The 13,713-nt window shown below is 33.2% G+C and carries 12 protein-coding genes; 6 read left to right on the top strand and 6 right to left on the bottom strand.

Annotation, left to right across the window (positions count from 1 at the left end; all coding sequences use genetic code 11):
- Positions 1-4 precede the first annotated feature (4 nt).
- Positions 5-760 carry a hypothetical protein gene (locus OD803_RS13005; protein WP_262733749.1) on the bottom strand — a complete coding sequence of 252 codons (756 nt, stop codon included), beginning with the start codon at positions 758-760 and terminating at the stop codon, positions 5-7.
- Positions 761-824: 64 nt separating this feature from the next.
- Positions 825-983 (bottom strand): YqaE/Pmp3 family membrane protein, encoded by a 159-nt coding sequence (locus OD803_RS13010; protein ID WP_129761015.1) that lies wholly within the window; start codon positions 981-983, stop codon positions 825-827.
- 276 nt (positions 984-1,259) lie between these two features.
- On the opposite strand from OD803_RS13010, the gene OD803_RS13015 reads away from it, so the two are divergent.
- The 6 genes from OD803_RS13015 (at position 1,260) to OD803_RS13040 (ending at position 9,749) form a co-directional block, all read left to right on the top strand.
- A complete protein-coding gene (locus OD803_RS13015; protein WP_262733751.1) occupies positions 1,260-2,318 on the top strand; it encodes a helix-turn-helix domain-containing protein in 1,059 nt (352 codons plus the stop codon).
- Positions 2,319-2,425: 107 nt separating this feature from the next.
- Positions 2,426-2,857, top strand: coding sequence for a DUF1573 domain-containing protein (locus OD803_RS13020; RefSeq protein WP_262733753.1), 432 nt, complete (start codon positions 2,426-2,428; stop codon positions 2,855-2,857).
- 109 nt (positions 2,858-2,966) lie between these two features.
- Positions 2,967-4,658 carry a lysine--tRNA ligase gene (lysS, locus tag OD803_RS13025; RefSeq protein ID WP_262733755.1) on the top strand — a complete coding sequence of 564 codons (1,692 nt, stop codon included), beginning with the start codon at positions 2,967-2,969 and terminating at the stop codon, positions 4,656-4,658.
- Between the two features lie 185 nt (positions 4,659-4,843).
- Positions 4,844-6,106, top strand: a complete 1,263-nt coding sequence (locus OD803_RS13030) for a hypothetical protein (RefSeq protein ID WP_262733756.1) — start codon at positions 4,844-4,846, stop codon at positions 6,104-6,106.
- A gap of 157 nt (positions 6,107-6,263) precedes the next feature.
- The gene (locus OD803_RS13035) at positions 6,264-8,759 is read left to right on the top strand and encodes a zinc-dependent metalloprotease (RefSeq protein ID WP_262733809.1); all 2,496 of its coding nucleotides are present in this window, start codon (positions 6,264-6,266) and stop codon (positions 8,757-8,759) included.
- A 93-nt stretch (positions 8,760-8,852) separates the two neighbouring features.
- Positions 8,853-9,749: an endonuclease/exonuclease/phosphatase family protein gene (locus tag OD803_RS13040; protein ID WP_262733758.1), complete on the top strand. Its 897-nt coding sequence runs from the start codon at positions 8,853-8,855 to the stop codon at positions 9,747-9,749.
- 73 nt (positions 9,750-9,822) lie between these two features.
- Here the strand turns inward: OD803_RS13040 and OD803_RS13045 are convergent, their stop codons facing one another.
- Genes OD803_RS13045 through OD803_RS13060 form a run of 4 tightly spaced genes read right to left on the bottom strand, consistent with a single transcriptional unit; the run spans position 9,823 to position 13,653 of the window.
- Positions 9,823-11,460 carry a dipeptidyl-peptidase 3 family protein gene (locus OD803_RS13045; RefSeq protein ID WP_129761021.1) on the bottom strand — a complete coding sequence of 546 codons (1,638 nt, stop codon included), beginning with the start codon at positions 11,458-11,460 and terminating at the stop codon, positions 9,823-9,825.
- Between the two features lie 52 nt (positions 11,461-11,512).
- Entirely contained in the window at positions 11,513-12,064 is a 552-nt protein-coding gene (locus tag OD803_RS13050; protein ID WP_262733760.1) for a GDYXXLXY domain-containing protein, read from the bottom strand.
- 10 nt (positions 12,065-12,074) lie between these two features.
- The gene (locus tag OD803_RS13055; protein WP_262733762.1) at positions 12,075-13,358 is read right to left on the bottom strand and encodes a DUF2157 domain-containing protein; all 1,284 of its coding nucleotides are present in this window, start codon (positions 13,356-13,358) and stop codon (positions 12,075-12,077) included.
- A 31-nt stretch (positions 13,359-13,389) separates the two neighbouring features.
- Complete coding sequence (locus OD803_RS13060; RefSeq protein WP_129761024.1) at positions 13,390-13,653, bottom strand: hypothetical protein; 264 nt, start codon at positions 13,651-13,653, stop codon at positions 13,390-13,392.
- Positions 13,654-13,713: the final 60 nt, after the last annotated feature.

Here is a 13,713-nt window from a genome sequence, read left to right on the forward strand (position 1 = left end):
AAAATTAGTCTTCTAAAATTACTTCAACATCTAAAAGTGCAGGGTTTTTTAACGACTCCATAAAGTTAACTTCTAGAGTAAAACTTTTACGGTCATCACTAAACAAGGCTGCTTCGTTTGATACTGATTTTATAGGTTTAGGGAAATGATAATTCAATGTATAGTTTGAAGTTGCAAACATCATTTCCATAGAGCTTAAACTATCCATAGCTTGTTGGTGAAGTTCTGTATCAATAATTTTAGCAGAACGCTTAAAAACACCTTTCTTGAAAGTATATTTAATATCTGTAGCACTATTACTTCCTAAGCTAGAAAACGGGTTTGAAGCATCGGCAGGTTTCATTCCACCTTCACCTTGCATGTTACTAACACTGTTCATAGCTTGAAACATATCTTGCAGCTCACCAGCATCTTTAAAATCGGTTAGTAAATCAAACTTCATAACGCTAGTTTCAGTATCCATAAGCATGTGCATTTTAAAGTTCTCTAAAGCCTTAAGCTTATCTTGGTCCTCTTGTGGAAGCTTAGAAATACTATCTCTTTTTTCTTCTAAAAAGTCTTTAAACACAATGGTAGAATCCATTCGTTCAGTACCATCTTCTTTCATTTTTTCACCAGCCATTTGCATCAACTCTGAAGCATCCATGGAAAACTCCATTTTACCGCTTCCGTCTTCATTAATGTAAATGTTTTCAGAAAATTGACAACTTGTAAGGCAAACCATTGCCAGAGATACCACTAGTAGGAAAATTCTATTCATTGTATTGAATTTAGATTATGATTAGTGATACAAAGATAGGTTTATTCTGCTTTAGAAAAAAGGCTTATCGATCAGGATTATTTAAGATAACCAAAGCTGCTATAACTCCAGGAACCCAGCCACAAAGCCATAATAAAAACACGATAATTATTGAGCCACAACCTTTGTCTAAAACTGCCAAAGGCGGACAGATTATGGATAAAATTACTCTCCAAATACTCATTGATGATTAGTTTTAATGATTGATGTACTTATTTGACGTGCTATTTCAGCATTTGTTACAAATCAGTTATCCTTCATTCTTAATTTTAATAAAAATATAAAGAAGTGTCAGTTCGAGTAATTTTTAGTTTATAAAAATTGTATCGAGAACTATTTATTAGTACAAATTCTAATTCTCGATACAAATTTTACAATTTATTATTGCAAAATTCACTCGAATTGACAAATTTGCCCTTAAGCGCAATAAGGTTTAATTTTTTTATAGTAGATTCGTGACATGAGGTTTAAAGCACTTTTTGTAGCCTTCGTTTTGATGTCGTTTTATGGTAAAGCGCAGCATTTATTTTCTGGTCAAATTGATAAAGCACATTGGCACGAAAATGTGTACTTATCTGTTATTGAAGACTACAGAAAAATTTCAGGCGTATATCCTGAACAAATTATAGCTAAGGTTACAGCAGATTCTTTAGGTTATTTTCAGTTTACAGGAAATCAGCTAGAAAACGAACATCGCATTTACAGAATTCATGTTGACAATTGCATTGAAAACGAACAAGATGCCAACCATTTTAGCGGACATTGTGATGATAGCAAAGAAATTGTATTTATCGCTAAACACAACGACACCATTAATTTTCCGTTTTCGTTCAATAAACAAATGTTTTGCGATGTAAAATCTGACAACGAACAAGCTAATGCGTTTATAAAAATTGACTCGCTTAAAGAAGACATGCGTTTTGCTTTTGGTGAATTTAGAAGTGAAGCCAACCGTAAACTGAACAACAAAAAGTGGTTTAAAACACTACAGGATTATGGCAAACAACTTAACGAGCCAATTGCTGAGCTTTACATTTATGCATTCCTCTCAGAAAGAAGTAATAGTGTACATAGTTACTATCTTGAAGATTTAAAAAACAATAACTACTACGACGATTTATTGACTCGTTTAGAAGCGCGTTATCCAAACTCACCTTACACCAAACAATATAGAAGTGAGCTAACTTCAGATGAATACATACTATCCAACACCAGCCATAATTCTAGCTTTAATTGGACTTACTTGCTCTATCTTTTATTTGCGATTTCTATCCTTGGGAATTTATGGTTTTGGTTAAAACTAAAAGCCAATAAAAACCAATTCAATAAAACAACTAAAGAACAACTTACCAATCAAGAGCAAAAAATACTAGACTTATTGCTTAACGATAACACTAATAAAGAGATTGCTGAAAGCCTTTTTGTGAGTTTAAGTACAGTAAAAACACATATAAACAACATTTACCGAAAGCTAAACGTACAATCTAGAGACGAAGCTAAGTCACTATTTAACAAATAGTTAATAAAATTCAAACCAGGTACTAGTACTCATTTCAAACCCTAAAAATGTTCTTTTTTTAATTGTAATGTTGATGTTTGCGAAAGTATTAATCAAAAACAAACATTATGAATTATTCAACATTACAAAACAAGAACAACCGTTTAATTTTAAAATTATCATTAGCTGTTTGCTTGCTTATCTCAGGATTCGGTTTTGCACAAGAGTCTGCAAAAGCTGGTCAACTTACCTTTGAAACAGAAGAAATCGACTACGGAACAATTGCGCAACATGCTGATGGAGAACGTACGTTTAAGTTTACCAATACAGGTGAAGCTCCAATAGTAATTTCAAATGTAAAAACCTCTTGTGGTTGCACAGTTCCTGAGTATTCAAGAACTCCTATTTTACCTGGTGAAACAAGTGAGATTACGGTAAAATACGCTACAAACAGACTAGGAGTATTCAAAAAAACAATTACAGTAATGTCTAACGCAGATCAACCTACTAAAGTCCTTAAAATTAAGGGTGAAGTTCTAAAGAGTGATACTGAAGGATAATTATTAAAAACCGTTTGACACTTTTTAGAGTCAAAATGTTAAATCAACCTAAAAAGTTGCGTGCTAGTTGTGTTAAAAAATGTAATTTTGCATTTCAAAATCAAATAGCATGCAGCTTTCAGAACAAGAATTAGTAAGAAGAGAGAAACTCAACAAACTTCGCGATTTGGGAATCAACCCATATCCAGCCGATTTATATCCAGTAGACCATACCTCAAAACAAATAAAATCTGATTTTGAAGAAGGTAAAAAAGTAATTATTGCTGGTCGTTTAATGTCTCGTCGTATACAAGGAAGCGCTAGTTTTGCTGAATTACAAGATAGCGAAGGTCGCATCCAAGTTTATTTTAACAGAGATGAAATTTGCTCTGGTGACGACAAATCAAAATATAACGACGTTTACAAAAAACTTCTAGATATAGGAGACTTTATTGGTGTTGAAGGCACACTTTTTAAAACCAAAGTAGGCGAAAAAACAGTAATGGTAAACGACTTTACCTTACTTAGTAAGGCACTTAAGCCATTACCACAACCACGTGTAGATGCTGACGGTAAAGTTCATGACGCATTTACCGATCCTGAACAACGTTACAGACAACGTTATGCTGATTTAGTGGTAAATCCTCATGTAAAAGAAGTATTCGTTAAGCGTACAAAACTGTTTAACGCTATGCGTCAGTTTTTTAATAATGCTGGTTATTTTGAGGTTGAAACTCCTATTTTACAACCTATTCCTGGTGGTGCAGCAGCAAGACCTTTTGTAACACATCACAATAGTTTAGACATTCCACTATACATGCGTATTGCTAACGAGTTATACTTAAAACGTTTAATTGTTGGTGGTTTTGAAGGTGTATATGAGTTTTCTAAAAACTTCCGTAACGAAGGTATGGATCGTACTCATAATCCTGAGTTTACAGCTATGGAGATTTATGTGTCTTACAAAGATTATAACTGGATGATGGATTTCTGTGAGCAATTACTAGAGCATTGTGCTGTTGCAGTAAACGGAACTCCTGAAGCTACTTTTGGAGAGCATAACATAAGCTTTAAAGCACCATACAAGCGTATTACAATGCGCGATTCTATCTTAGAATTTACAGGTTTTGATATTTATAATAAGACTGAAGACGAGATTCGAACTGCTGCAAAAGGCATGGGAATTGAAGTTGATGACACCATGGGGAAAGGTAAGTTGATTGATGAAATTTTTGGTGAAAAGTGTGAAGGCAACTACATACAACCAACCTTCATTACAGACTATCCAAAAGAGATGAGCCCATTATGTAAAGAACATAGAGAAAACCCTGAGTTAACTGAGCGTTTTGAGCTTATGGTTTGCGGTAAAGAAATTGCAAACGCTTACTCTGAGTTAAACGACCCAATTGACCAAAAAGAACGTTTTGAGCATCAATTAAAGCTAGCTCAAAAAGGAGATGACGAAGCTACTGAGTTTATAGATTACGACTTTTTACGTGCGTTAGAATATGGTATGCCACCAACTTCAGGAATGGGAATTGGTATGGATCGTTTAATCATGTTTTTAACCAACAATCAAAGTATTCAAGAAGTATTATTCTTCCCTCAAATGAAACCTGAAAAAAAACAGGTAGAAATGACTGAGGAAGAAAAACTAGTATTCAACATTTTAAAATCTAACTCACCTATTGACCTTAATGAGTTAAAAACCCAGTCTGCACTTAGCAACAAAAAATGGGACAAAACTATTAAAGGGTTAACTGGTAAAAAGTTAGCTAAAGTTAATAAAACTGATGACAACCTATTGGTAGAATTAGCTTAAAATCAACGACATAATCACTAAAAAGAACCGTTAATTAACGGTTCTTTTTTTATGTGTAAACTAAAAGAAAACATTTTAACAGCTCTTTTTGAGGAAAAAAACTAGCACAACACCGATTTAAACTGCTTATTAACAACTTTTTTTATTACATTCGCTCAGCTATTAATCAATTTTTAACCCAAACAATGAAAAAACTTAGTCTAGCTTTAATGCTTATGTCATTATTTTTTTCGTGTAATAATGACGATGACCAAATTACAGTTCCTGAGTGTATAACTCCCTACAACTTAACCGAAACCAATATTACATATCAATCAGCTATAGCGCATTGGGAAGACGACAATGTAGATGCTGTTTATAAAATTGAATTTGGTGTTAGTGGATTTCAATTAGGCACAGGACAATCATTTACAATTTATGATAACTCCTACTTATTTACAGGCTTATCAGCTAATACAACTTATGATTACTACGTAAAAACCATTTGCGACATCAGTAACGAGAGTATTTTATCCAGTGTAAAAAGCTTTACTACGCTACCTAATCCTGTGATTCCTGAGTTTAAACCTACACTTTCTGAATTAAATCTTTTTAGTGGAAATTTATCCAATTTACAACCTAGCACTTATACTTTTGAGTACGAATTACATTCAGCACTTTACACTGATTACGCTCATAAACAAAGGCTAATAGCTTTACCGCTTGGTGAAGAAATGATATACAACGGAGACGGTTTACCACTTTTCCCTGACAATACTGTTATTGCAAAAACCTTTTATTACAATGTTGACGACAGAGACGAGTCGCTAGGAAGAAACATTATTGAAACTAGAATTCTTATAAAGTTAAATGGCGAATGGGAAGCAGGTAATTATGTTTGGAATGAAGCACAAACAGAAGCTTATCTAGACAATGATGGTTTAGAACTTCCTGTAAGTTGGATTGACAATAACGGAGACACTAAAAATGTTAATTATAAAGTACCATCTTATGATGATTGCTTTACTTGTCACCAAACTTATGGAGCAATGACTCCAATAGGACCAAAATTAAGAACACTTAATTTTAGCGTTGATGATGTTAACCAACTTCAAGCTTTAAAAGACAGAATGTTTCTTGCAGGTCTTTCTGACCCAAGTACAGTAAGCACATTACCTAATTGGGAAGACACTTCTTTATCAACTCAAAAGCGTGTTAGAGCTTACTTTGACGTAAACTGCGCGCATTGTCATTCAGCTGGTGGTTTCCATAACGAAAGTTATTATGAAGCATTAAACTTAGACTACGAATCAGATTTTGAAGATACTTTTATTTACGAAAGACGTTATAGCATTATGGCAAGAATTCAAACTTCAATTGAAGGCTACAGCATGCCTTTTATAGGTGTTACAACACCTCATCAAGAAGCGTTAGATTTAATTATACCATATCTAGAAACCCTAGAATAAGAATAAACTTCACAAATAAAAAAGCAGCTATAAATCAATAGCTGCTTTTTTTATATAACACTAATTTAACGTTAAAAAAATACTAAAAAACTCTAAAAGACCTCTAAAAATTTTCAAGTATTCCGTATTTTCACGCATCTTAATTTAAAACCAACATATTTTGAAACGATTTTCTATTAAATTGCTTTTTGTTGCAACAGCGTTCCTAGCGTTCTCTTGTTCAACAACAAAAAAAGCAAGCAAATCAAAAACCTCAGCAAGTGCTTCAGCCAAAGCACCTTCTAAAAAACCAGGAAAAAACGACCCACAACCTTACAGTAAAGTAATCACAAAAGATGCTAAAAGTGATGCTGGTCTATTTACAGTTCATCAAGTTGATGAAAGTTTCTTTTATGAAATCCCTGATTCTCTGTTTGAGCGTGAAATGTTAATGGTAACAAGAATAGCTAAAACTGCTAGTGGACTAGGTTTTGGTGGTGGAAAACAAAACGAACAAGTATTACGTTGGCAAAAGAAAGGTAACAAAGTAATTTTAAGAGTAGTATCTTACAATGTTGTTGCTGCTGACTCACTTCCAGTGCATGAAGCTGTAGTAAACTCAAACTTTGAGCCTGTATTATTTACGTTCCCTGTAAAAGCTATTGGAAAAGACTCTACGAGTACAGTAATTGACGCATCTCCTTTATTTGAAAAAGATGTAAAAGCTTTAGGACTACCACAGTTTAGAAGAAGCGGTTATAAAGTTTCTAGAATGGAAAGCGATAAATCTTTTATTGAATCTATTAAAAGTTACCCTCACAACATTGAAGCTAGACACGTAAAAACGTATGCAGCTGGAAATCCGCCTTCAAACTCTAGCACAGGAACTATTTCATTAGAAATCAACAACTCAATGATTTTGTTACCAGACAACCCAATGAAACGTCGTTATTTTGACAAACGTGTTGGATGGTTTACAAGCACTCAAACAGATTACGGACTTGGTGACCAAAGAAGTAAAACTCTTGAATACTTAGACCGTTGGAGACTAGAAGTAAAAGACGAAGACATTGAAAAGTTTAAAAGAGGAGAATTAGTTGTTCCTAAAAAACAAATTGTATACTACATTGATAGAGCAACTCCTGTAAAGTGGAGAAAATATATTAAACAAGGAATCGAAGATTGGCAAGTAGCTTTTGAAGCAGCCGGTTTTAAAGAAGCTATTATAGCAAAAGATCCTCCATCTGTTGAGGAAGACCCAGAATGGAGTCCTGAAGACGTTAGATATTCTGTAGTACGTTATTTAGCATCTCCAATCCCAAATGCTAATGGACCTCACGTAAGTGACCCAAGAACAGGAGAAATTTTAGAAAGTGATATTAACTGGTACCACAACGTTATGTCTTTATTACGTGGTTGGTTCTTTGTACAAACTGCAGCTATCAACCCAGATGCTCAAAGCCCAGAGTTTAGAGATGAAGTTATGGGACGTTTAATTCGTTTCGTATCTGCTCATGAGGTTGGTCATACATTAGGATTACCACATAACATGGGAAGTAGTGTTGCTTACCCAGTTGAAAAATTAAGAGACGCTGAATTTACTCAAAAGTATGGTACAGCTCCTTCTATTATGGATTATGCACGTTTTAACTACGTTGCGCAACCAGGAGATGAAGGTGTTGCATTAATGCCAAACATTGGTGTTTATGATAAATATGCTATTGAATGGGGTTACAGACCTATTTTAGACAAAACTGCTGAAGAAGAAAAACCAATCTTAAACAGCTGGATTACAAAGCATGCTGGTGACCCAATGTACAGATTTGGACACCAACAAGTAGGTGATATTCACGACCCAAGCTCTCAAACAGAAGATTTAGGTGACGACGCTATGTTAGCAAGTGAATATGGTATTAAAAACTTAAAGCGTATTGTACCAAACTTAATCACATGGACAACTGAAGCTGGTGAAGGTTATGATGACTTACAAGAAATGTACGGTCATGTAGTGTCTCAGTTTAACCGTTACATGGGACACGTATCTAACAATATTGGTGGTGTATATGAGCATTACAAAACTGCTGAACAAGATGGTGTTGTTTACACTGCAGTACCTAAAGACCACCAAAAACGTGCAATGAAGTTTATACAAGAACAATTATTTGATACTCCAGATTGGTTAATTGACAAAAACATTTTTGATCGTATTGAGTATTCAGGTTCTGTTGATCGTGTTAGAGGAATACAGGTAAGAACATTAAACAACATTATGAGCTTAGGTAAAATGCAACGTTTAACCGAAGCTGAAACATACAATGGTAACAATGCATATTCGTTAACAGACATGATGAAAGATATGCGTTCAGGTATTTGGAGTGAATTACGTACAGGTAGAAAAATAGATACTTACAGACGTAATTTACAACGTGCTCATATTGATAGACTAGGCTATTTAATGACTGCTGATAGTCAAAGAAAAGCTCCTGATTTTGGAGGGTACCAAAAGTCTACTGCTGTTAACACAAGTCAATCAGATATTAGAGCAGTTGTAAGAGCTGAGTTAAAATCACTTCGTAGCCAATTACGTTCGGCTCGTGGTGCTGATGAAATGAGTAGAATTCATATTGCTGATGCCTTAGAGCGTATTGATGCAATTTTAAATCCGAATGGATAATTTACATTAGTAATTAATAACTGAAAAAGCTCCAGAATTATCTGGAGCTTTTTTTATACAATAATAGCATAAATCAACAGTTAAATAGTAATGATGAAGCTTATCAAAAAGTATCGTAACTTCCCTTTAATAGTCTTTGTTATACTGCTTTTAATTCATTTTGTTTTAAAAGACAATTTCCCTTTAATCAGCACTGTATTTTACAGCACACCTCTTATAACCATTATTTTTTATGGTATTGTTTTATGCTTTATTTTTTGTAGAAAAAGAAAACTAGTTCTACTTCTTTCTGCTTTATTAATTCTATTAACTTTCTATTTTTTCAACAACTATTACTTCAGTAATAAGGCAAGCATTGAAAATACCACATCCTTAATATTTTGGAATGTGGCTAAAAAAGAACACTTTCCTATCGAAATAATTTCAAATATCATCCGCGAACACAACCCAAATATTCTATCATTTGTTGAAGCTGTAGATGTTTCAAACGAGGACTTAAATACTCTTAACAAATTACATTCTGAGTTTGAATTTAAAGTTTTGGAAGGAAACATGCTCATTGGAATTAAAGGTTCAATCATTGAAACCAATTATCTTTCTAAAAGTGATAACTACAGATTCAACTTTATTAAAGCCTTAGTTAAAAACAAAGAACTTTCTATTTTAATGACTGATCTTTATGCAAGTCCGTTAAAAGACAAAACAGAAGCGTTTGAACAAATAGCACTTTACAACGAAACACACTCATTTGATTTTATTCTAGGTGATTTCAATACGCCTTATGAAAGCATTCATTTTAAACAGCTTAAAAACAACTTTACTAGTTTCCACTCAAAAAGCAACGGTTTTACAGCTACATGGCCTTTTGGTATTCCATTGTTGGAGTTAGATCAAATTTGGATTTCAAAGAAATTCAACCCTATAAAGCTAAACAAACACTACTTTCAAAATTCATCTGACCATGCTTTATTAGTTGCATCATACCAATAAATAAAGCTTAAGTATTGAAACAAAAAAAGCTCTAGGTTTCCCTAAAGCTTTCTTTTATATTAATGAGTTTAAATTACAGTCCTAATACATCTGCTCCTTGTTCGTAAATAACATCTACAGGAATATTAGCAGAACTTAAACGGTCTAAATCTGATTGTAATTCCTCTGAGATTTTACCTTTTTCAGCAACAAGTTTTGCTACACCATCATAGTCACCATTTCCTTGAAGTGTTAAAATAAGACTAGATAAATCTTTCATTGCAACAATCATATTTGCATAGTCAATTTTATAAGTTCCGTCAGCATTTCTCGTAAACGCACCTTTGTCTTTAAAGAAATTAAAACGAATCATATTTGCCTTTCCATGTGCTGATGATGCTCCAAAACGAACAGAACGGAAAATACTAGCCATAAACGTAGTCATGTAGTCTTTCATATCGCCATCGATTTCGCCTTTTTCATGTAATTGTTGTACCATATAAAGTCCTAACACGTCTGCTTTTCCTTCTTCTAAAGCACTTGCAAGCTCTTTTAACGACGTTCTAACTGTTCCTTTACCGTTTATAGTATTTTTTATACCAAGACCATGTGCCACCTCATGAAACATTGTATTAGCAAAAAAAGCATCAAAAGTGATGTGTTGTCTTTGGCTTTCATCTATTAACACATCTGAAATTGGTACTAAAATTTTATCAAACTTAGCACGCATAGCATTTTTAAGCTGAAGACGTCTAGTTCCTTTTTGTAACTGTACTTCTTCATCGTTAGGTAAGTTAATAGCAATTGTTTTACTACCAGAGTTACAATCTCCAGCATAATATACTACATCGTAAGCATTCAAATCGCTATCTGTTCCTGGAGTTTCTTGTTTATAAGCATCTGCTACAGGAATTCCTTTTTGAAGTTCTGGTAAAAAACTAGCAAAACGCGCTAATTTAGCACTCCACTCTTGGTCTTTAATTAGCACATAACCTTCGTGTGCTGCTTTATTACCAAACATTTGGTCTTCATAAGTTTCAATAGGACCAATAACGATATCAAGCGTATTGGTTTTCATGTCCATCCAAGCTAAATCACTTGGTTGATAGTTATCATCTAATAACGCTTGTGCTCTTAGCTCTAAGTATGTTTTTAAACCTTCATCTTCTGCTAGTTTAGCTGCTTCTTTTAATAATTCAGAAACCTCCTTAACTTCATTTTCAAATTGTTTGTGATAAGGAATTGAATACAGTTTTCCATTTTCGTCTCTACGCACAAAGTTGTAGATGCTTGATTTATCTTCAATATCAGCAGCTTCAAATTCTTCTTTGGTCATATCCTTTGGGTAAAAATTTGCGCCTAAAGGCTTCTCTCCCACACCTTCAACAAATGGTTTATTACCATCTAATCTATCCCAAGGACCATAATTGATTTTCACAAAGGTTTTAGTGTCTTCGTCTTCAATTGAGTTCAACAACTCTGTTTTGTCTCCATAGGCTTCATACCAAAATAAGTCGTTCATTTTTTCAGCAGCTTTAATAAGCAAAGGCAACATTTGTTGTTCTTTTTCGGAAAGCTTATTTACATCTGAAGTTAGTTTAACGCTTACGTATTTACCTAAGTTTTTTTGCATTTCGGTTTGCGTTGGTTCTTCACTTACTACTTCTTTTTTGTCTTCTTTACAAGACGATACAATCACCATAAGTGAAAGCATTGCGAGTATATTCTTCATAAAATTTAATGAGTTAATTTTGATTGTTTCAAAGTTAGTCATTTCAAATATACTATTCAACATAATCAGCAATAGGAATCTCATCAATAAACACATTATCCAACACTGTTTCGCCTTCTTTTATAAACACTAAAGCGTAAGTGTTATTGGGCATTGAATCATTTTGTGCATTTGCATGAGCAATTTCAGCGTCATAAGCTTTGGTTTCGTTCATATAAAACTCGTTAAACGGATAGTCTAAACGAAGTGTTTTATCATACCTGCTATAGTAACTCACTTTTGCATTTATAAAATTCCCATTACTAGGTTTAACTCTAGTTACTTTATCAATCTTAGCAAACCCTAAACTATCCTCAACAATCAATACGAAAACCGGTTCATGTCTTAGCCAAGTAGAATCAGTAGTTTTTATAGTATTAGCTTCAAAATTGAGGTAAATATACTTGCCTTTAAATGGGTTTGAAGGATCTACAGGTTGAGTTTTAAATTTAAAAGCTGTTCCTGTTTTTAAAATATTTTCTTGGTTAAAAATCATTTGAGCTGGAAGTATCAATTGCGCAGCAGCAACCAAAATAAACACGATGAATATATGTATCGTTTTCATGATTTAATGTTTAAGAATTAAGTTTAGACTTTTGCTTTTTAAGCATTACATAATTAGTTATAAAAAATCCAGCACCAACACTCACAAAAAGCAAACCTCTAATAACGTAGCTCATATCTGTATCAAAAAATCGACAGACAACCAAGGCTGTTATAATAATCAAACCGTAGTTTAAAATTCCGAAGTGAAATTTATCTGTTCCTATTTTTACGGTTATTAATCCTAAAGCAAAAATGATACAGTTAATGGCAATTGTTGGTATAATACTGTTGCTTGTTCCTATAAAAAACAAAACAGTAAACATAATGAATACGACGTGAAACAAATTGAAACCTTTAATCCATTTTTTTGAATACGAATACCCTAAAACTATTGCTGTCACTACAAACAAAAACAAGGCAATAAAAAACTCTTGAGAGGCAAACGTTGAATTGTTTTCGTTGAATTCCCAAATCCAGTTAAAGCTTGTCCATAATAATAAAATTACTGTTCCTACAGAACCAAAAATCAAGTATCCATTACGTCTCAATTTTTGATCATCAAAAAACGGAATCTTGCCAATGTTATAAAACAAACCGAACAAGATAACATACATTAAATACCCATAATCACCTTGATTGTTTACAAAAGCACCTAAGATGATAGTGCAACTTAACGGCAATATCCAGTTAAATATTGAAGTAACGTTGGCTTTTGGATGGTTTTTTAATAGTTGCCAGTAATGTGGCAACACCAAAACCATTAACCCTAAATACAACCAAGGTGTTTGTTGCATTGTAAAATAACCGTAACCATAGTTGCATGCATAATATGTTGCAAACACTATGTGAAGCATTGCCAACGTATTGGATTTGAGCAAATAAATTAGTGGTAAGCATAGTACAATCCAAGTGAGTAAAAAAGAACTTAAATCACCTGGTATATTATAAATTTGGCTTACCAAAGCTATGCTAGAACCTACTGCAAAAAATAGAAATGTTCCTGAGGCTTCTTTCCAAGTGACACTCTTATTTTTTAAAATAGAATAGCCTACAAACAACTGACCTATTACCAAAGGTAAAAATGCAAAAATGGTTTTTGTCGCTCTTGTAAAATTGTCCCAATTATGTGCTAAAATGAGAATAACACCTAAGCCGACCAAAATGGATCCCAACACACCAAATACTGTAAATAATTTATTTGGTTTATCGTCTTGTTTCGATTGGTAATAGACCTCAATATTACGAGCCACGTCTTCTGAAATGACTTGGTCTTTCACCAACTGTGGTAATTCTTTTATGAGTTTTGAGTTCATTTTATTATAGTTATAAATACTAAATTAATTTTTATTGAAAAGGAAAAAGCAAAAGAGTCAGGAAAATCATAAAAACCATCATTAATACAAACACATGATTTCTATTCGATTTATTTTTCTTTATGTAAATAAAGTAATAGACTATACTTAAAATTATTCCTAAAGCTATTAAAAACGGAATTGTCAATACTATAATTAATGAACCTCCACCATCTACCATAGGAATGATAGGAATCAAAATAAATGTAATGAAACCGCTTAAAATAAGTAAAATGACTTTTGAGAAATCTTTCATTATTGATTTTGTTTTAAAACCTCGCAACCAAAAATTTAGCTACGAGGTTTGAGGTTAACT

It is taken from the genome of Gaetbulibacter sp. NE (genome assembly GCF_025548475.1).
In the GTDB taxonomy this organism is placed as follows: Bacteria; Bacteroidota; Bacteroidia; order Flavobacteriales; family Flavobacteriaceae; genus Gaetbulibacter_B; species Gaetbulibacter_B jejuensis.

Excerpts from the sequence above, each read along its gene's own strand:
- lysS (WP_262733755.1), top strand. The coding sequence starts at position 2,967 with ATGCAGCTTTCAGAACAAGAATTAGTAAGAAGAGAGAAACTCAACAAA.
- OD803_RS13010 (WP_129761015.1), bottom strand. The coding sequence starts at position 983 with ATGAGTATTTGGAGAGTAATTTTATCCATAATCTGTCCGCCTTTGGCA.
- OD803_RS13050 (WP_262733760.1), bottom strand. The coding sequence starts at position 12,064 with ATGAAAACGATACATATATTCATCGTGTTTATTTTGGTTGCTGCTGCG.
- OD803_RS13040 (WP_262733758.1), top strand. The coding sequence starts at position 8,853 with ATGAAGCTTATCAAAAAGTATCGTAACTTCCCTTTAATAGTCTTTGTT.
- OD803_RS13005 (WP_262733749.1), bottom strand. The coding sequence starts at position 760 with ATGAATAGAATTTTCCTACTAGTGGTATCTCTGGCAATGGTTTGCCTT.
- OD803_RS13020 (WP_262733753.1), top strand. The coding sequence starts at position 2,426 with ATGAATTATTCAACATTACAAAACAAGAACAACCGTTTAATTTTAAAA.
- OD803_RS13045 (WP_129761021.1), bottom strand. The coding sequence starts at position 11,460 with ATGAAGAATATACTCGCAATGCTTTCACTTATGGTGATTGTATCGTCT.
- OD803_RS13015 (WP_262733751.1), top strand. The coding sequence starts at position 1,260 with ATGAGGTTTAAAGCACTTTTTGTAGCCTTCGTTTTGATGTCGTTTTAT.
- OD803_RS13060 (WP_129761024.1), bottom strand. The coding sequence starts at position 13,653 with ATGAAAGATTTCTCAAAAGTCATTTTACTTATTTTAAGCGGTTTCATT.
- OD803_RS13030 (WP_262733756.1), top strand. The coding sequence starts at position 4,844 with ATGAAAAAACTTAGTCTAGCTTTAATGCTTATGTCATTATTTTTTTCG.
- OD803_RS13055 (WP_262733762.1), bottom strand. The coding sequence starts at position 13,358 with ATGAACTCAAAACTCATAAAAGAATTACCACAGTTGGTGAAAGACCAA.